Consider the following 18400-nt stretch of genomic DNA (forward strand, 5'->3'; position numbering starts at 1 on the left):
AGGTCGTCTGAAAACGGATTTCAGACGACCTTTGTCATTTAAGGTTTATTTCCAAACCAAGAGCGCGTGGTTACGTTTGCCGCGTCGTACGATGGTGTATTTGCCGAAGCGTTTGTGCGCGTCGGTCAGCAGATAGGCATCGTCGGGGCGTTCGGCGGCGTGGTTCGGGTTGTTCAATTCGGCGGCTTGTCCGTTGAGTAATACCGCTTTGCTGTTCACAAAACCGCGCGCTTCTTTGTTGGAAGATGCCAAGCCGGTTTTGACTAAGGCTTCAACGACGTTGAGGTCGTCTGAAACTTCAAATGCGGGCAGACCGTCGAGGGCGAGCTGTTCGAAGTCGCTTTCTGTCAGGCTGCTTTGGTCTTCGGCAAACAGGCTTTCGGAAATGCGCTGCGCGGCTTGCAGGGCGGCTTCGCCGTGAATCAGGCGGGTCATTTCTTCGGCGAGGATGCGTTGCGCTTCTGGCTTGGTGCCGCTGGCTTGGTCTTTCGCTTCGATGGCGTCGATTTCCTCGATAGACAGGAAGGTGAAGTATTTCAAGAATTTATACACATCGGCATCGGCAACTTTCAGCCAGAACTGGTAGAATTGATACGGCGAGGTTTTCTTCGCGTTCAGCCATACCGCGCCGCCTTCGGTTTTGCCGAATTTGGTGCCGTCGGATTTGGTGACCAGCGGCAGGGTCAGGCCGAATACTTGTTTTTGGTTCAGACGGCGGGTCAGGTCGATACCGGCGGTTATGTTGCCCCATTGGTCGGAACCGCCGATTTCCAAAACCGCGCTATGGCGTTTGTTCAATTCGGCAAAGTCGTAGCCTTGCAGCAGGGAGTAGGCAAACTCGGTGAAGGAAATGCCCACATCGTCGCGCTCGATACGCTGTTTGACGGATTCCTTGTTCAGCATGGCGTTGACGGAGAAATGCTTGCCGATGTCGCGCAGGAAATCGAGGCAGTTCATGCTGCCGAACCAGTCGGCGTTGTTCGCCATAATGGCGGCGTTTTCGCCTTCAAAGCTCAAAAACGGTTTCAGTTGGTTACGGATGCTTTCTACCCAGCCGGCAACGGTTTCGGCGGAATTCAAACTGCGTTCCACCGCTTTGAAGCTGGGGTCGCCGATCATACCGGTCGCACCGCCCACCAAAGCAATCGGCGTATGCCCCGCTTGTTGGAAACGGCGCAATGCCAATACGGGCAGCAAATGGCCGATATGCAGGCTGTCGGCGGTCGGGTCGAAACCGCAGTAGAGGGAGATTTTTTGTTCGTTTAACAAAGCGTCTAAGGCTTCGATGTCGGTAGTTTGCGCGATAAGGCCGCGCGATTGTAGGTCTTGGATGACGCTCATCGGTATCTTTCAAAAAATTAGCGGTTTTGCAAACCGCTAATTGTAACAAATTTAATCGGATCAATGGCTATGGTGCGTATCGAGGAGTTTATTCTCTTTGGAAAAACGCTTCGCCAATTCTATTCCTCCGTAAGGGTTGATATGGTCTTTATCCGAGTAAACTGGCAATCCGTCGATTTTAAAATCTTTCGGGATAAGGGCTGCGGCATCGATGATATGGACATTAGGATATTTGGCTGCCAGTTCCCTAATACGGAGATTGCCTTTCGTGGTCGCTTCATCGTCCGAATGCAGGTTTTGGCGGTAACCCGGTATACGGGAAGACAGCATATAGGCGCGCAGGGCGTTGTAAGACAAGGTTTGGTTGTCCGTCATGAGGTAAACAATTTGTTTCTCAGAAGATAGTGTTTGCAGCATGGTGTCGAATTTTTGAAAGAAATCAGCATCATAAGAAATAGAATTGCTGTTTTCCGGCATTTGGCTGCCCCAACGCATGGCCAAAAGCACTTTTGAATATCGAGGCAGATGCTCTTTTGCATACTGATAAAAGGCACGACAGGAGGCATTTTGTTTAAACACTCGAGCTGAGTAGCCTTCTACATAGGCGCAACTGTCGGCAGAAACCATGGTGGCAGACCATTTTTCTTTTTTGCCCACGGCGTCAAAGAATGTTTTGTATTGGTCGGCGTGAGAGTCGCCCAAAATCAGCAATTCCGGCTGTTTTTCCGTGTCTCCCCAAAGGCATTGTTTATCGGTATTGTTATGGCAGGAGGTATAGGAGCGTGCCAGTCCCATATGGTCATATTGCGCCATAAATGGCAGCTTCATCGCGAAAAAAGAGCCTACGGTCAAAATCAGCATGGGGAGGGCGTAAATCCATGAGACAGATTGTACAAACGAACCTTTCCAATTTTTAAACGGTTTTTCTATACAGTAATAAGAAATCAAAGAAAGTACCAACATCAGGACGATTGCTGCCGCTGTTGAATAAGAAGGCAGGTTGTCCGGACCGATATAGTGCATAAAAGCCAATATAGGCCAATGCCACAGATAAAGTGAATAGGAAATCAGGCCGATGGCAATGGTGATTTTCCATTGGAAAAATTTTTTAAGCGGATGTTCGAAATGATTGAAATAAATCAGTGCTGCCGAAGCCAGGCAAGGAATCAAAGCGGCAGGGCCTGGAAAATAAGCGGTTTGCTCCGTGTAGGCAAACAGACAGGCGAACAATATGCACACAGACAATAAAGCACCTGCGGCAGCATATTGCTTGCCGATATAAAGTTTCTGCTGTTGTTGATATTGCATCCACACGGCTGTCAGCGATCCGACCAGCATTTCGCAGGCACGCAAATGGGGGAGATAATATTTATCGAGTGAAGAAGGCATAAAGGAAGCGGCAAGGCTTAACGCACATAGCGTGATGAGAAAGCCAAACTGCACGCGCCAACTTTTGCGGACGACAAGCAGCAGCAATATCGGAAAGACAAAGTAGTATTGTTCTTCAACCGATAAAGACCATATATGGAGCAGAGGCTTTTCTTCCTGTGCCGGATCGAAATAGCCTTGCCCTTTTGCGAAATACAGATTGGATGCGAAACCTAAAGCAGCCAGTGCGGACTTCCACAAAAGAAAGAAATCATCTTTGGTGAATAAAAGAAAGCCGCCTATCAGCGTTGCGGTTAATACGGCAAAAAATGCGGGCAAAATCCGTTTGATGCGGCGGATATAAAACGTTTTAAAAGAGAAAATTCCCTGGCTCATTTCACGATGGATAATCATCGTAATCAAAAAGCCTGAAATCACGAAGAAAATATCGACACCGAGAAAACCGCCCGGCAACCAGTTCTTTTCGATATGAAAGGCTACGACGGATAAGACGGCAATGGCGCGCAATGTATCAATGTCAGGACGGTAAGATAAGATTTTACTCATAATATTTTTACTTTAAATAGAGCCGGCAATGCAGAGGTCGTCTGAAAGATAATTTTATAAGGGTTGATGGTTGTTCAAATCGGGTATAGGGTGTGTGGGTGGGCTGCTTTAGAATAATTGTTGATAGTGTCGGTTTGATTGGGTAGTTAGATTGAAAACTCAGGTGATAGTTTTAAGGTGTGTGCTTAATATTTTATTTTTATAATTAATGAGATAGAACTTAATCGGGTTTGAGTGTTTATACACTTCGATTTCCATGACGAGGTGAGCTCGAACAATTGTTAAGAACAGGTTTTTAGACGACCTTGCCCGACTCAAAAAGTATCGAGAGGTCGTCTGAAAACCTGTTGCATTTGGTTTACACGTTAAACAAGAAGTGCATCACATCGCCGTCTTGCACGACATATTCCTTGCCTTCCACGCGCATTTTGCCGGCTTCTTTGGCTTTGGCTTCGCCGCCGAGTGAGACAAAATCGTCGTAGGAAATGACTTGGGCGCGAATGAAGCCGCGTTCGAAGTCGGTGTGGATGACGCCGGCGGCTTGCGGGGCGGTGTCGCCTTTGTGGATGGTCCAGGCGCGGACTTCTTTGACGCCGGCGGTGAAGTAGGTTTGCAGGCCCAAAAGGTCGTAACCAGCGCGAATCAGGCGGTTCAAGCCGGGTTCTTCCAAGCCCATTTCGGCGAGGAATTCGGCTTTTTCGTCGTCTTCCAACTCGGCGATTTCGCTCTCCATCGCGGCGCAAACGGCAACGACGGGCGCGTTTTCTTTTTCTGCCAACTCTTTCAGGCGGTCGAGGTGCGGATTGTTTTCAAAACCGTCTTCGGCAACGTTGCCGACATACATGGCGGGTTTGGCGGTCAGCAGGAACAGCGGTTTAAGCATGGCGAGTTCTTCCGCGTCCAAACCAAAGGAGCGGACGGGTTTGCCTTCGTCCAGATGCGGCAGCAGTTTTTTGCACAGTTCGACCAGTTTTTGCGCGTCTTTGTCGCCTGAGCGTGCGCGTTTTTCTTCGCGGACGATGGCTTTTTCGACGCTGGCGAGGTCGGCAAGTGCCAATTCGGTGCCGATGGTTTCGATGTCGGCAATCGGATCGACTTTGCCTGCGACGTGGACGATGTTGTCGTCGTCGAAGCAGCGCACGACGTTGACGATGGCGTCGGTTTCGCGGATGTTGGCGAGGAACTGGTTGCCCAAGCCTTCGCCTTTGCTTGCACCTGCAACCAAACCGGCAATATCGACGAACTCGACGATGGCGGGCTGCATTTTTTGCGGGTTGACGATTTTTGCCAGTTCCGCCATGCGCGGGTCGGGCACTTCGACGATGCCGACGTTGGGTTCGATGGTGCAGAAGGGATAGTTCGCCGCTTCGATGCCCGATTGGGTCAGCGCGTTAAAGAGGGTGGATTTGCCGACGTTGGGCAGGCCGACGATGCCGCATTTCAAGCTCATGTTTTTTCCTGAAAAGATAAAAGTTTAACGGCGGATTATAGCATATCGGGAATGACTCAAAAACTGTAAAGGTCGTCTGAAAGCCGCGGTTTCCATGCGATGGGAACGGTTGGCGTTTTAAGACGACCTCGACGAAGATGGAACAAGGTGGCGTGGGCTTTGCCCGCGAGAAATTATGTTGGTCAATTTTGTTTGGGACGAGGGGCAAAATATCTGATTTTCGTGGGCGGAGCCCACGCTACGGCTGCGGCGGGGATTTTATTCAAACTCGCAATAGAAGGTCGTCTGAAAATGGTCATAACGGGTTTGCTTGGCTGCAATCCGTGATTTCAGACGACCTCAGTAACGAGTGGAAAAGTAGCGTGGGCTTTGCCCGCAAGAAATATATCGGTCTATTCTGTTTTTTGGCGAGGGGCAAAATATCCTGATTTTCGTGGGCAAAGCCCACGCTACGGCTGCGGCGGGGATTGTATTCAAACTCGCAATAGAAGGTCGTCTGAAAAACGGTCATAGCGGGTTTGCCTGGCTGCAATCCGTGATTTCAGACGACCTTGGTAACGAGTGGAAAAGTAGCGTGGGCTTTACCCGCGAGAAATATATCGGTCTATTCTGTTTTTGGGCGATAGGCAAAATATCCTGATTTTCGTGGGCGGAGCCCACGCTACGGTTGAGGTGTGCGTTTTATTCAAATTCATAATAAAAGGTCGTCTGAAAATGCGAATAGTGAGTTTTTCTAAAACCACCACTTCGTTTTCAGACGACCTTTTGTGTATATAGATTTTTAATCAAACAGCAAAATCAGAAACAGAATAACCGCAATCACACCCAGCCACATGCTTTGCCGCTGCTGTACTTTAACCAAGTGGATATAGGCATCGCGCATTTCCTGTTGGCGGTTTTCGTCAACCAGCGCGCTGATTTTGCGCGGTAGGGAAGGGATGATTTGCGCCCAGTCGGGGGCTTCGTTTTTGAGGTTGCGCAAAAAGGCTTTGGGACCGACCTGTTCGTTCATCCACTTCACTAAAAACGGTTTGGCGGTTTTCCACAAGTCCAAATCGGGATCAAGCTGCCGTCCCAAGCCTTCGATGTTGAGCAGCGTTTTTTGCAGCAGCACAAGCTGCGGCTGGATTTCGACATTGAAGCGGCGACTGACTTCAAACAGGCGCATCAGCACCAAGCCGAAGGAAATTTGTGAGATAGGTTTGTTGAATACCGGCTCGCATACGGCGCGGACGGCGGCTTCCAATTCTTCCGCGCGCGTGTCGGCGGGTACCCAGCCCGATTCGATGTGGGCGGTGGCGACGCGGTGGTAATCGCGGTTGAAAAAGGCGAGGAAGTTGATGGCGAGATAGCGTTTGTCGTAGTCGGTCAGTGTGCCGACGATGCCGAAATCGAGGGCGATGTAGCGGTTGTCGGCGGCGACCAAAATGTTGCCGGGGTGCATATCGGCATGGAAAAAGCCGTCGCGGAAGACTTGCGTGAAGAAGATTTCCACGCCGTAATCGGCAAGTTTGTGCAAATCGATGCCGTCGGCTTTGAGTTTGGCGATTTCCGATACGGGCGTGCCGTCCATCCATTCGATGGTCAGCACGTCGCTGGTGCAGTAGTCGTAAAACACTTTAGGCACAATCAGCATATCGCTGTTTTGGAAATTACGTCCGAGCTGGCTGGCATTGGCGGCTTCGCGCATCAAGTCCAACTCGTCATGCAGATATTTGTCGAACTCCGCCACCACTTCGCGCGGTTTCAAACGCTTGCCGTCGGCAAACAGACGTTCGACCCAAGCCGCGCCGAAACGCATCAGCGACAAATCCTGTTCGATAACGGGTAAAAGGTTGGGGCGCAAGACTTTGACCGCCACTTGTTCACCCGAATGCAGGCGGGCTTTGTGTACTTGGGCGATGGACGCACTGGCGACGGGTTCGGTTTCAAATTCCGCGTACAGCGTTTCGATAGATTGCCCCAGCGATTTTTCGATTTGCTCCCGCGAAAGCTGCGCGTCAAACGGCGGGACTTTGTCTTGCAGCTTTGCCAATTCGACCGCGTAATCATGCGGAATCAAATCGGGGCGCGTAGAGAGAACCTGTCCGAACTTGATGAAGATCGGCCCTAAGCTTTCTAAGGCAAGGCGCAGGCGCACTGCCGGCGGTTCGTTTTCAAATTCAGACGACTGCGGCAGCATTTTCAACAACGTCCGCGCCCAGCCTGGACGGACAAGCGCGACAAACAGCTCGGCGAGGTGGTAGAGGTAAAGCGTGCGGAGGATGGTTTTGATGCGTTTGAGCCGTTTCATGATTAAGCGCGGAAAATGCTGAAAGTCGAAATTATATAGTAAATAGGCCGTGCCCACACGGAATGGTATGGGGCTAAGACAAGGATGTGAGCGGGAATTGGCTTTGTGCGTGGGCGGATGGCGTTAGATTCATAGAATCAAAAAGGTCGTCTGAAAACGTTAGGCAAAGCTGCTTGTCCGTTTTCAGACGACCTTTGTTTACGGCTATATATTATTCGCCCAAGAGCGCAATATCGGCTACTGCGTTCATTTGTTCTGCCAAACGGTTCAGCAGGTTTAGGCGGTTTTGTTTCACTGCGGGATCTTCAGCCATTACCATCACGCCGTCGAAGAAGGCATCGACTTGCGGTTTGACGGAAGCCAGTTCGGACAAGGCGGTCTGGAAATTGCCTTCGGCAACGGCGGCGGCAATTTTCGGCTGCAAGCCTTGTGCGGCGGCATACAGGGCTTTTTCTTCGTCTTGTTGCAGCAGGCTTTCATTGACTTCACCCAACTCGGCATCGGCTTTTTTCAGCAGGTTTTGCACGCGTTTGTTGGCGGCGGCGAGCGCGGCGGCTTCGGGCAGTTGCTTGAACGCGGCAACGGCTTGCAGTTTGGCGGTCAAATCGTCCAAACGGCGCGGCTGTTTGGCGAGTACGGCGGCAACGATGTCTTGCGGATAGTCGTTTTGCAGCAATACGGCAAGGCGCGCCTGCATGAAGTCGGCGGTTTCAGACGGTGTTTTCTCGTTGAGCAAACCTTTTGGGAAGCTGTCGAAGGTCGTCTGAATCAGCTCGTTCACGTCCAAACCATACTGCATCAGCATCCGCAAAATACCCAAGGCAGCGCGGCGTAGGGCGTAGGGGTCTTTGTCGCCGGTCGGAATCAGACCGATGCCCCAAATGCCGACCAAGGTTTCCAGCTTGTCGGCCAGCGCAACAGAAGTGGCGACTTTGCCGTTCGGCAGGTTGTCGCCGGCAAAACGCGGCTGATAGTGCTGCTCGACGGCTTCGGCGATTTCTTCGGTTTCTCCGTCCAAGCGGGCGTAGTATTTGCCCATCGTGCCTTGCAGTTCGGGGAACTCACCGACCATTTCGGTAACCAAGTCGGCTTTTGCCAGACGCGCGGCACGTTCGGCTGCGGCGGCATCTGCACCCAAAGCTTTAGCGATGTGGGCGGCGATGCTTTGCAGGCGTTCGATGCGTTCGGCTTGCGAACCGATTTTGTTGTGATAAACCACGTTCGCCAGCTTGGGCAGGCGGCTTTCCAAAGTCGCTTTTTGGTCTTGCTTATAGAAGAACTCGGCATCAGACAGGCGCGCGCGCAAAACGCGTTCGTTGCCTTGGATGATGTGCGACGGGTCTTCGGTTTGCAGGTTGGAGACCAGCAGGAAGCGGTTCATCAGCTTGCCGTTTTGGTCGAGCAGTGGGAAGTATTTTTGGTTTTGCTGCATGGTCAGAATCAGGCATTCCTGCGGCACGGCGAGGAAATGTTCTTCAAAACCGGCTTCCAAAACAACGGGGTATTCGACCAGCGCGGTAACTTCGTCCAACAGGGCTTCATCGGCGGCAACAGTCGCTTTCAGACGACCTGCCTGCTCGTTTAAGGCCGTCTGAATCGCGGCTTTGCGCTCGGCAAACGAAGCGACGACTTTGCCTTGCTCGCGCATTTGTGCGGCGTAGCTGTCGGCGTTTGTAATAGTGATTTCGCCGCTGGAAAGGAAGCGGTGTCCCAAGGTTTGATTGCCGCTTTGCAGGCCCAAGACGCTGACGTTCACGATGTCGTCGCCGTGCAGCACAATCAGCCCGTGAACGGGGCGCACGAAGGTAAACGTACTGCTGCCCCAGCGCATCACTTTCGGAATCGGCAGTTTCTTAACGGCTTGATTGATAATGTCTTCCAAAAGTTCGCCCAACGGTTTGCCGGTTTGAACATATTCGTAGGCGTACACATCCTGCTTACCGTCGTGGACGATGGTCAAGTCTTCGATTTTTGCCCCCGCACCGCGCGCAAAACCTTCCAAAGCCTTGGTCGGCGCACCATCTTTCATGGCATTCGCCACGGCAGGACCTTTTTTCACGATTTTCTGATCGGCTTGAACGGCTTTGACGTTTTTGATTTGAACAGCCAAACGGCGCGGTGAGGCGTAGGCGGTAAATTCGGCTGCGCCGTCAATCAGTTGCGCTTTTTCCAAGCCTTCGGCAACAGAAGCGGCGAAGTGATTGCCTAAATTATTCAGGGCTTTGGGGGGGAGTTCTTCGGTAAGGAGTTCGATTAAAAGGGTTTGGGTTGTCATGGGAGACTTTCTGCTCTTTACATTTGTCGGTTTTAATTTCGTTGAAGCGGATACTTTCAGACGATCTCTGGCTGGAAACCCCGTCTTGATTTGATTTGTCTGAAAGTTTGGTGATAAAGCCATCGGATCGGCGCGCCGGTATGGTGTGCATTGCCGATGTCTGTTTGATTTGGTGCAGATTATGCCACAATTGCGCCTTCTCTGCGGCGTGATTATTAGAGAAGTTGGCAATAGAAGCGGGTGGGGGGTGATGAAGATAGGGAATAAAGCTGTCGGATAAAGATAACTTCGTTGTTTCGCTTTGATCTCAAACCAATCTGCTGCTGGATGGGGCTGTCGTTTTATGTGCTTTCGTATCACTTGAATAGGTGGAAAGAAAAGGTCGTCTGAAACTGCAAACAGTCTTTCAGACGACCTTTTTTAAAGGAGACGGTAATGGGGGTTATTGACGTTTCGCTCCGTAACCACCAATGAAGTGTTCGCTGCCGTCTTGGTTTTTCAGACCGTAAGTACCGCCGATTTCAGCAGCTTTTGCACCGTAGAATTTACCGCTCAAATTACCTTTCAGACCTGCTGCGGCTGCTTCAATCGAACCCAGGAAGAGGTTGCCGTTTTCCCATTTTGCCGTACCTTTCATATCGTACTTCGCATCAGCTTCGCTTACACGGCGGCCGTTGGCGTCGAGGGAATGGAATTGGGAATTGGAAGTCTCAAAGCGTACGCCTTTCAAGCCGAAATCGACGATAGCTTTAACGTCTGCGGTCAGCTGACGACCTTGGTCGCCTTTCACAACATAGGCAGTAGTCAAGCCGTTGTAAGTGGCCGTACCTTTTTCAGGCAGATCGGTAAACTTGGTTTCATCGCCTAAGCTTTGATAGCCGTAAATCACACCGGACTTCGGATCGATATAGTGGGCGAAAGTTTGGTAAGTCCAGCCGGCAGCGGCAGGATCGTGCATAACGATCTGCGTACCATCAACAAAGCGAATGACGTAGATGCCGTCGAATCGTTTGTCAAATACCAAACCATCGGCATCAGTGCGGAAATAGGCAATTTGATTCATGGAATCTTGAGTATATTTTGTCAAACCTGCACGAAGTTGACGTTTAAAGTCATACAGTTCTGACAGCTCTTTGATCTTGGCTTCAATTTCTGCAATTTTGTTTGTATCAATACCGTCGGTACCGCCTTCTTTTGCTTTTTTAAGGTTTTCCCGTTCGGTCTTCAATTGTTTGAAGATTTCGACAATACGGTCGTCCAAAGTTGATTTGCCGTATTCGTATTTGGTATTTTTTTCGCTGCCATCTTGTTCGCTGACATCGGCTTTTGTATTTCCTTTGGAATTGATTTTTGCGATGAGAGAATCGGTGGTTGTCCATTCAGGTTGCGTTGCGCTGCCATTCGCATTTTTATTGAATAACACGATTCCGTCCAATTTCACTTCATCATTGGCTTTAAAATCTAAAGAGCTGATCAAGCCGCCTTGGTCTTTGTTTTGGTTGTCAGTTTGGAATTGCTCCCCAGTTTCTTTTTGGCGCAACTGAACGTTTGGATTGCCTTGCTGTGCGCTGGCTGAAGAAATAAAGCTGGTGTGCAGCGGGGTAGGAAGGTTCAAAGCTTCAAGCGGAGCTTCGTCAATCAAATCTGCAAGATTGTCAGCGCGGTTATGACTAGGGGCTGCTGCTGCTACGGTATTGCCATTACTGTTGTTGGCTGCGCTGGGGGTAGCATTGTTTGGACTGCTGTTTTTGGCAGGGCTGCCGTTGCCGCCTGTGCTGGTTGAGCCGGTGGAAAGGGTGGATGCGCCACCGCTGCCACCGCCGCCACAGGCAGACAGGATTGCCGCGCTGACGGCGGTTAAGATGATGGTTTTGATTTTAGTGTTGATTACAGACATGTTGTCCCCTTTTTTGTCGGTTAAAATGGTGCGTTTTTATCAAACAGCATAAAAGCGTTATCATAGATATAATCATGACAAAAACAAACTGTTTTTTACATTTGCTAGGCTGATTGTTCTTGGATATGTGGTTTGTGTTTGATTTGTACGACATAAAGGTCGTCTGAAAATGCTTGAAGCTGCCGGTTGTGGTTGTCCGCTTTAATCGGGCTTCGTTTTCAGACGACCTGCCATTACAATCACGTTTTATTTTAGAGAAGATTTTATGCGTCGTTTTGTATCTGTCATTTTGTGCTCATGTTTCCTTGCCGCGTGTTCCACTCCTATGGCTCCTCAAGATATTTCTACTGCTTCTGCCCGTTGGGCGACTTTGGTAAAGCAAGATGCTAATTTGTACCGTATTGATGATAAGCTTTACCGCAGTGAGCAGCCGGTTGCGGAAGATGGGGAATTGATTGAGCAACTCGGTATCCGTAGTGTGATTAATTTGCGATTTTTTGATCGGAACGACAACGAAACACATTTAAAAGGGCGCAATTTGATGCTGCTGAACCGTCCTTTGTTGACGTGGAAAATTAAGCCTAAAGATGTCGCGCAAACGCTTTTCTTAATTGAAAAGCAGCAAAAATACGGCCCTGTATTGGTTCATTGCTATCATGGGGCTGACCGTACAGGTTTGATTTCCGGAATGTACCGTATTATTTATCAGGGTTGGTCAGTGGAAGAGGCTAGGTTGGAAATGCAACACGGTCCTTATGGTTACCATAGTATTTGGAAAAATATTGAGAATTTGTTTACTGAAGAAAAGGTGCAGGAAGTACGCGAATATTTGGAACGTCTGAGAAAAGAGGGATGATGTTGAATGTAAGGTAAGGCCTGGATTAGGTGCTTCAGAATGATAACGGTGTTGGTTTTAACTTATTTTTATCATTTTCTTGCGCTTACGGTATGGTGTTTGGCGTACACTTTGCCGGTCTCTTCAAACTAAGAACGATTCTTATGTATCACGGTGAACGCTTTAATGCGTATACTCATTTAATCGGCGCCATGTTGGCTGTTGCGGCATTGGTGCTGATGATTATCAAGGCGGATGATTCATATCGGCTTGCCAGTGCGATTACTTATGGTGTTTGCCTGTCTTTGCTGTATCTGGGCTCAACGCTATACCATAGTATTCCCCAACCTAAAATCAAGGCTGTCTTGCAAAAAGTGGATCATTGCATGATTTATCTGTTGATTGCAGGCAGCTATACCCCTTTTACCCTGATTCCACTTAAGGGGGAGTGGGGCTGGTCGCTTTTCGGCGTGTCGTGGGGGTTGGCGTTTTTAGGTATTATTCAAGAGCTTACAATAGGTAGGAAGAGTGAAAAGCGGCTGTTGTCCATGATTATTTATGTGGTGATGGGATGGTTGATTTTGGTTGCTTTATTTCCATTGGTTCAATCGCTTTCATCTGCCGGACTGTTTTGGCTTGCGTTGGGCGGTATATTGTATAGCGTCGGTATCTATTGGTTTGTGAAGGATAAAAAGATTAAGCATGGTCATGGTATTTGGCATTTGTTTGTTCTTGGTGGCAGCTTGGCTCAATTTATCTGCATTTATTTTTATGTGCTTTAAGAGGCTGATGGTTTACAGAAGTTATTCTAAGGTTTTGGTTGTAGGGTGGTAACCGAAATCTTATAGTGGATTAACTTTAAACCAGTACGGCGTTGCCTCGCCTTGCCGTACTATTTGTACTGTCTGCGGCTTCGTCGCCTTGTCCTGATGTACTATCTGCGGCTTCGTCGCCTTGTCCTGATTTAAAGTTAATCCACTATATCTGTGATTGAATTTGTTGCAGAATGATAGAAAGATGATGTAAAAAAATCCCCACTGAAAAGTGGGGATTTTTTGCTGTTCTTATGCTTAACCTTTGCGGGCAGGCAATTTTTCTTTAATGCGGGCTGCTTTACCAGTCAGACCACGCAAGTAGTACAGTTTAGCGCGACGAACGTCACCGCGGCGTTTTACTTCAATTTTTTCTACGGTAGGGGAGTAGAGTTGGAAAGTACGCTCAACGCCTTCGCCGCTGGAAATTTTGCGGACGATGAAGTTGCTGTTCAAGCCACGGTTACGACGGGCGATAACAACGCCTTCGTAAGCTTGCAGACGGCTGCGTGAACCCTCTACTACGCGTACGGAAACGACTACAGTGTCGCCCGGTGCGAATTCGGGGATGTCTTTGTTCAGACGAGCAATTTCTTCTTGCTCTAATTGTTGAATCAGGTTCATTGTTTTTCCTAAATTATGATTGGATTTCCTGTTGCTCTTGCAAGATTTCTTTTAAGAGGCGGGATTCCTTTGGGATTAAACTGCGCTTTTCCAGTAGGTCTGGTCTGCGCTCCAGGGTGCGCCGCAGCGATTGTTTCAACCGCCATTCGGCTATCAAACCATGATTGCCCGAACGCAATACGACGGGAACAGTCATGCCTTGGAATTCTAAGGGTTTGGTGTAATGGGGGCAGTCTAGTAGGTCGTCTGAAAACGAGTCCTGCTCGGCTGACTGTATATCGCCCAATACGCCGGGTATCAGTCTGAGTACGGCATCCATCAGCATCATGGCGGGTAGCTCTCCGCCGGAAACGACAAAGTCGCCTATGCTGATTTCTTCATCTACGCTGCTTTGCAGCAGGCGTTCGTCAATTCCTTCGTATCGTCCACAAAGCAGTATGAGATGCGGAGATTTTGCAAGTTCTACAGCTTTTTTGTGGGTCAGTGGTTGACCTTGCGGACTAAGGTAGATGACTTTTGCAGGCGCTGAAGATATTTGTTTGGCTTCTTCTATCGCTGCTTGCAGCGGCGGTGCCATCATAATCATTCCCGGACCTCCGCCAAAGGGGCGGTCGTCAATATAGCCGAGTTTGTTGTCGGCGAATTTGCGGGGATTGATGGCTTGGAATTGCCAAAGGTTTTGTTTTTTTGCGCGACCGGTTACGCCGTATTCGGTGATGCTGTCGAACATTTCGGGGAAGATGGTGATGGCTTGAATCAACATCAGTAGTCTAAGCCCCAGTCGGCGGTAATGGTTTTGCTTTCGGTATCGACGGTTTCGATGTAGTTGGATACGAACGGGATCAGGATTTGACCATATTCTCCATTAATCATCAAAACATCGTTGGCACCGGTTTCCATCAGGTTTGTGACTTTGCCGAGCACGATATCGTCTTTGTTGACAACAGTCATACCGACTAAATCTGCCCAATAGTATTCGTCTTCCTCGGTAGGGGCGAATTCTTCTCGGGGGATTTCGATGGTATAGCCGCGCAGGGCAAAAGCCTGATCGCGATCGTCTATGCCTTCGAATTTGACCTGAAGCTCTCCGCTGACGATTTTGCCGGCTTCGAGTGTAACATTCAATGTTTTACCGTCTTTGCTTAACTGCCACTCAGGGTAGTCCAGGAGGCTGTCGGCGTATTCTGTATTGGCAGCTATTTTGAGCCAGCCTTTGATGCCGAATACGCCTTTGATGTAGCCCATGGCTACCCGTTGTCGAGTGTCGGTCATAGCAAGATTAGCCGGTGATTAAGCAGCAGCTTTTTGTTCTTTGATCAGTTTTGCAACTGCGTCGCTGACTTGTGCGCCTTGAGCGATCCAGTGGTTCAGGCGGTCGGCTTGGAGGCGTACGCGCTCTTGTTTTTCATTGGCAACAGGGTTGTAGAAGCCAACGCGCTCGATGAAGCGACCATCGCGACGGTTGTGGGAGTCGGCAACGACTACGTGGAAGAAGGGACGGTGTTTAGAACCACCGCGAGCCAAACGGATAACTACCATTTTGAGTCCTTTTGAGAAAATCGGATAGATAAGAAACCGCTAATTTTAGGATATTTTGCGTTGTTCATGCAAGTTTTTATTTGTTTTTGTTGCTGTTTTGCGGAGTGGTCAGGCTGAGGCGCGCTTGGCACAAAGTGTTGTCTTCTTCGGAGGGGGTGATGGTAAAGCCTGATTTTTCAGCAAGTTTAAGCATGGGGATGTTGGATTTGAGTATTTGGGCACTCATGACGCGGTAGCCTTGTTGTGTTGCCGATTGGATAATCAGCTTCATCATTTCCGTTGCCAACCCTTTGCCGCGCACGTTTTCGGCAAGTGTGATACCGAATTCGCATTCGTTGCGGTTGATACGGCTGAAGCGGCTGACGGCGACGATGAGGTCGTCTGAATTGCGCGCCGTCCATGCGGCTTCGCTGTGGTAGTCGAGTTTGCTGAAGCGCGCGAGGGTGGGAATGGGCAATTCGTTGGTGTGGGTCATGAAGCGGGTGTAGCGCGCTTGCGGAGAAAGGCTGCGGACGAATTGCTGCTTGGCTTCCGCGTCTTCGGGGGTGAAGGTGCGGATGGTTACGGTTTCGCCGTTTTTCAGGGTAAGCGTAGTAGGATGCTCGGTCGGGTAGGGGGCGAGCACGTTTTGGATGGGGGCTTCGCTTTCGGTTTTTGCGCCCAAAAGTTCGGCGGCGGCTTCGCCGGTATTGCGGAGGAACTCGGCGGCAGCAGGATTTTTGCTGCGCAGGTATTCTGCTGCGGTCTGTACTTTGGCGGCGGCTTGTTCGAGCTTGAGGGTGGCTATATTGGTTGATTTGTTTTTCGGGGAGGGGCGTTCGTCAGCCTGCAAGATAAAGTCGCTGCTGTATTGGTCGCCGTTGAGGTTGAGCAGGATTTCGCCGATGTATTGTTGCCGTTGGCTGAGTGTGTTTAAGGTGTGCAGGAGTTGGTTGAGGATATGCGTGTTTTCAAGTTGGGCGAAATGGGCGATGTGTTCAATGTCCAGCGTAGAAAACGGCGGGAGCGCGGCGGTGGTTTTGCCTTGATGGCATACGGTCAGGATGTCGCCATAGACGGTATGGCGTTGAAAACGGAATTGCACCGCGTTATGTGTGGTGTGCTGATAGGTAGGCAGGCACAGGGCTTCGGCAAGCAAGGGTAGGTCTTTTGAAGCGAGGGCTTTGGTAATGTTTCTTACTTGCGGGGTTTTCAGACGACCTTTTTTAGGCGTGGCGATGCGTAACTGCTCTTTTTGCAGTTGGTCGGTAATGTTGCGGAGCGATACGGCTTGCAAGGCTTGTTCAGGACGGTCGAAATGTAGGAGGTCGTCTGAAAAACGGCTGCTGACAAGCAGGGGTTTGGCAGTGTGTTTCGCCAGCATGCTCAGGGTGCGGGTCAGATTTTTTTCGTCAGGGCTGTCAGTCGGGGCAACGATGGCGAGCAGGGCTTCGGTATGGGTATTTTGAAGTTTTTGGCTGGCGATGCTGTGGTAATGGGCTGGCGTGGGTGTGCTGCCGATGTAGCCTTGGCGGATGTTTGGCTGCTCAGTGGAGAATTGGAGTTTTAGGTTTTGAGGCGCGCAGGTTTCTAGCCACTCGGCAGGGGTGTTGGACAGGATGTCGATGCTGTTCAGAGGGGGGAGGTCGGATAAACGTGCGTGCAGGGCGGCTTCGAGTTCGCTGCTGTTGAATGTGGCGAGGAAGTTGCAATGACGTGCAAGACAGCGTAACACGGCTTTTTCGGTGTCGTCTGAACGGTGGGTAACGTGGAGGATGAGTGGGGTGTGACGGGCGAAATGGCGGATGGCGCTGAACAGGTTGCGTTGGTTTTCGGCTGGGTTGTGCTCGATAACGGCGACTTTGGTGTGGCGGTTGTGGCCGAAACGGTTGAGCCAGTCGGCGGAAGTGGTGGGGCTGAGTGGATAGTTGAGGCTGATGTGGCGTGAAATGCCCTGTCCCATTTTTTGCAACATGAGGTTGATTTCGCTGCTGACGGATGCGTGTCCGGTCAGAAGGGCGGTGTAGCCTGCCGGATGGTCGGGTTGTGAGCTGATGTTGAGGCTTTGCGATGGAAGCTGCACGCCCGCGGGGCTGCACACGCTGATGTTGAGTTCGTCGCCGTGGTGTTTTTTGATGGCGGCTTCGGCGGTGTGCCATTCGTCGTCGGACAGGCTTTCCCAGTCTTGGATGAGGATGATGTGGCCGAACTGTTTTTTGCGGCAGGATTTGAACAGGGCGTCGTAGCTGTCAGGCGGCGTTACGGCGATGACGAGGTCGGCGCTGCCGGGGATTTTGTTGAGATTGGTGTAGGAGGTGAGTCCGGCAACCGTGCGGTGGCGGAGGTTGACGGGTGTGATTTGACCTTGAAACGGTGCGCTCAGGAGGTTGCTCAGGATGCGTTCACCCAAGCTGTATGGGCGCTCGCTCGCGCCCACGAGGATGATGTGGTTGGGCATGAAGAAGTAGCCGGACATGGATTGGGCGGACATGGTGCCTCCTTTTCGGTGTGTAGCAACTGTATTTTTCACCCCGTCGGGCAAAAATACAAAAACTCAAATCAAGACGTTTGGATACCGTTTTCGGCAAAGTAATCACGCATCCGGGCATTCAATATCGTCAGCAGTTTGCGCATACATGCCGTAACGGCAACCTTATACGGCTTACCCTTGGACAGCAGGCGTTGGTAGAAATCCCGAATAAGCGGTTCAAAACGTGTCGCTACCACGGTAGCCATATACAGCGCCTTACGTACCGCAGACCTTCCGCCGAAGCAGCGGCTTTTGAATTTGGTTTCCCCGCTCTCACTCGGGTGCGGGGCAATGCCGACCAAACTCGCTATCCGTTTGTGCGACAGCCGCCCCAATTCGGGCAGCATCGCCATCAGCGTAGCCGTCGTTATCGAACCAATGCCTTTGATTTGTTCCGCCACTTTGGCTTTGCCGTCAAAATGCGTGTGGGTGTGGTCGTCGATTTGTTTGTCCAATTCGTCAATCAGACGGTCAAAATGGGCAATCAGTTGTTTGACGCTTTCGACTTGCGTTTCATGAACCTGATGCAGACGGTTTTTCTCGGCAGTCCGCATATCCACCAGCTGGTTGCGGCGGTTGACCAATGCTTCCAACACTTCTTCCGCTTCGGTGGGCGGTTGGTAGAGCATGGTTTGCCAATCTTCTTTTTGCATCATCATCTGTGCGAAGAAGGCAAGCATTTGGGCATCTTTAACATCGGTTTTGGTCAGCGACTGCGATTGGGCAAACTGATGCGTCTGACGCGGGTTGGCGATGATCACGGCTATGCCTGCGCGGTGGATGGCTTTGGCGGCGGGAATTTCGAGACCGCCGGTGCTTTCCATGACGACGAGGGCGACGTTGTGCTTTTTAAGGTATTCGATAGTATGGGCGATACCTTTCGGGTTGTT

General features: G+C 50.4%; 15 protein-coding genes. 3 read left to right on the top strand and 12 right to left on the bottom strand.

Annotated features, from left to right (window positions below; all coding sequences use genetic code 11):
* Positions 1-45: 45 nt before the first annotated feature.
* The 3 genes from tyrS to ychF all read right to left on the bottom strand — a co-directional run bounded on the left by tyrS (position 46) and on the right by ychF (position 4726).
* Entirely contained in the window at positions 46-1341 is a 1296-nt protein-coding gene (gene tyrS, locus HMPREF2572_RS08265; RefSeq protein ID WP_070497621.1) for a tyrosine--tRNA ligase, read from the bottom strand.
* A gap of 60 nt (positions 1342-1401) precedes the next feature.
* On the bottom strand, positions 1402-3276 hold the full coding sequence (locus HMPREF2572_RS08270; protein ID WP_070497623.1) for an acyltransferase family protein: 1875 nt from the start codon (positions 3274-3276) through the stop codon (positions 1402-1404).
* A 358-nt stretch (positions 3277-3634) separates the two neighbouring features.
* The gene (gene ychF, locus HMPREF2572_RS08275) at positions 3635-4726 is read right to left on the bottom strand and encodes a redox-regulated ATPase YchF (RefSeq protein ID WP_016687874.1); all 1092 of its coding nucleotides are present in this window, start codon (positions 4724-4726) and stop codon (positions 3635-3637) included.
* Positions 4727-5159: 433 nt separating this feature from the next.
* On the opposite strand from ychF, the gene HMPREF2572_RS14245 reads away from it, so the two are divergent.
* On the top strand, positions 5160-5366 hold the full coding sequence (locus HMPREF2572_RS14245; protein ID WP_148132310.1) for a hypothetical protein: 207 nt from the start codon (positions 5160-5162) through the stop codon (positions 5364-5366).
* Positions 5367-5507: 141 nt separating this feature from the next.
* Here the strand turns inward: HMPREF2572_RS14245 and ubiB are convergent, their stop codons facing one another.
* The 3 genes from ubiB to HMPREF2572_RS08295 form a co-directional block, all read right to left on the bottom strand.
* Entirely contained in the window at positions 5508-7019 is a 1512-nt protein-coding gene (gene ubiB / locus HMPREF2572_RS08285; RefSeq protein WP_070497627.1) for a ubiquinone biosynthesis regulatory protein kinase UbiB, read from the bottom strand.
* Positions 7020-7230: 211 nt separating this feature from the next.
* Positions 7231-9294, bottom strand: coding sequence for a glycine--tRNA ligase subunit beta (glyS, locus tag HMPREF2572_RS08290; protein WP_070497629.1), 2064 nt, complete (start codon positions 9292-9294; stop codon positions 7231-7233).
* A gap of 442 nt (positions 9295-9736) precedes the next feature.
* Positions 9737-11191 carry a transferrin-binding protein-like solute binding protein gene (locus HMPREF2572_RS08295; RefSeq protein ID WP_070497631.1) on the bottom strand — a complete coding sequence of 485 codons (1455 nt, stop codon included), beginning with the start codon at positions 11189-11191 and terminating at the stop codon, positions 9737-9739.
* A gap of 265 nt (positions 11192-11456) precedes the next feature.
* Here HMPREF2572_RS08295 and HMPREF2572_RS08300 point away from each other — a divergent pair, with 265 nt between their 5' ends.
* Positions 11457-12047 carry a tyrosine-protein phosphatase gene (locus HMPREF2572_RS08300; protein ID WP_070497633.1) on the top strand — a complete coding sequence of 197 codons (591 nt, stop codon included), beginning with the start codon at positions 11457-11459 and terminating at the stop codon, positions 12045-12047.
* A 143-nt stretch (positions 12048-12190) separates the two neighbouring features.
* Positions 12191-12808 (top strand): PAQR family membrane homeostasis protein TrhA, encoded by a 618-nt coding sequence (locus HMPREF2572_RS08305; RefSeq protein ID WP_070497636.1) that lies wholly within the window; start codon positions 12191-12193, stop codon positions 12806-12808.
* A gap of 288 nt (positions 12809-13096) precedes the next feature.
* Here the strand turns inward: HMPREF2572_RS08305 and rplS are convergent, their stop codons facing one another.
* The 6 genes from rplS to HMPREF2572_RS08335 all read right to left on the bottom strand — a co-directional run.
* Positions 13097-13462, bottom strand: coding sequence for a 50S ribosomal protein L19 (gene rplS / locus HMPREF2572_RS08310; RefSeq protein WP_003740828.1), 366 nt, complete (start codon positions 13460-13462; stop codon positions 13097-13099).
* Between the two features lie 13 nt (positions 13463-13475).
* Positions 13476-14225, bottom strand: a complete 750-nt coding sequence (trmD, locus tag HMPREF2572_RS08315; RefSeq protein ID WP_070497638.1) for a tRNA (guanosine(37)-N1)-methyltransferase TrmD — start codon at positions 14223-14225, stop codon at positions 13476-13478.
* On the bottom strand, positions 14225-14734 hold the full coding sequence (rimM, locus tag HMPREF2572_RS08320; RefSeq protein ID WP_070497641.1) for a ribosome maturation factor RimM: 510 nt from the start codon (positions 14732-14734) through the stop codon (positions 14225-14227). The genes trmD and rimM overlap by 1 nt, the downstream gene beginning before the upstream one ends.
* Before the next feature lie 18 nt (positions 14735-14752).
* A complete protein-coding gene (gene rpsP, locus HMPREF2572_RS08325; protein ID WP_003740833.1) occupies positions 14753-15001 on the bottom strand; it encodes a 30S ribosomal protein S16 in 249 nt (82 codons plus the stop codon).
* Positions 15002-15077: 76 nt separating this feature from the next.
* Positions 15078-17471: a bifunctional acetate--CoA ligase family protein/GNAT family N-acetyltransferase gene (locus HMPREF2572_RS08330; protein WP_070497643.1), complete on the bottom strand. Its 2394-nt coding sequence runs from the start codon at positions 17469-17471 to the stop codon at positions 15078-15080.
* A 68-nt stretch (positions 17472-17539) separates the two neighbouring features.
* The coding region (locus tag HMPREF2572_RS08335; RefSeq protein WP_070497645.1) for an IS110 family RNA-guided transposase at positions 17540-18400 on the bottom strand (861 nt) is incomplete at its 5' end.

The sequence above is a fragment of the Neisseria sp. HMSC064E01 genome (genome assembly GCF_001808875.1).
Taxonomy (GTDB): Bacteria; Pseudomonadota; Gammaproteobacteria; order Burkholderiales; family Neisseriaceae; genus Neisseria; species Neisseria sicca_A.

Excerpts from the sequence above, each read along its gene's own strand:
- tyrS (WP_070497621.1), bottom strand. The coding sequence starts at position 1,341 with ATGAGCGTCATCCAAGACCTACAATCGCGCGGCCTTATCGCGCAAACT.
- HMPREF2572_RS08270 (WP_070497623.1), bottom strand. The coding sequence starts at position 3,276 with ATGAGTAAAATCTTATCTTACCGTCCTGACATTGATACATTGCGCGCC.
- ychF (WP_016687874.1), bottom strand. The coding sequence starts at position 4,726 with ATGAGCTTGAAATGCGGCATCGTCGGCCTGCCCAACGTCGGCAAATCC.
- ubiB (WP_070497627.1), bottom strand. The coding sequence starts at position 7,019 with ATGAAACGGCTCAAACGCATCAAAACCATCCTCCGCACGCTTTACCTC.
- glyS (WP_070497629.1), bottom strand. The coding sequence starts at position 9,294 with ATGACAACCCAAACCCTTTTAATCGAACTCCTTACCGAAGAACTCCCC.
- HMPREF2572_RS08295 (WP_070497631.1), bottom strand. The coding sequence starts at position 11,191 with ATGTCTGTAATCAACACTAAAATCAAAACCATCATCTTAACCGCCGTC.
- HMPREF2572_RS08300 (WP_070497633.1), top strand. The coding sequence starts at position 11,457 with ATGCGTCGTTTTGTATCTGTCATTTTGTGCTCATGTTTCCTTGCCGCG.
- HMPREF2572_RS08305 (WP_070497636.1), top strand. The coding sequence starts at position 12,191 with ATGTATCACGGTGAACGCTTTAATGCGTATACTCATTTAATCGGCGCC.
- rplS (WP_003740828.1), bottom strand. The coding sequence starts at position 13,462 with ATGAACCTGATTCAACAATTAGAGCAAGAAGAAATTGCTCGTCTGAAC.
- trmD (WP_070497638.1), bottom strand. The coding sequence starts at position 14,225 with ATGTTGATTCAAGCCATCACCATCTTCCCCGAAATGTTCGACAGCATC.
- rimM (WP_070497641.1), bottom strand. The coding sequence starts at position 14,734 with ATGACCGACACTCGACAACGGGTAGCCATGGGCTACATCAAAGGCGTA.
- rpsP (WP_003740833.1), bottom strand. The coding sequence starts at position 15,001 with ATGGTAGTTATCCGTTTGGCTCGCGGTGGTTCTAAACACCGTCCCTTC.
- HMPREF2572_RS08330 (WP_070497643.1), bottom strand. The coding sequence starts at position 17,471 with ATGTCCGCCCAATCCATGTCCGGCTACTTCTTCATGCCCAACCACATC.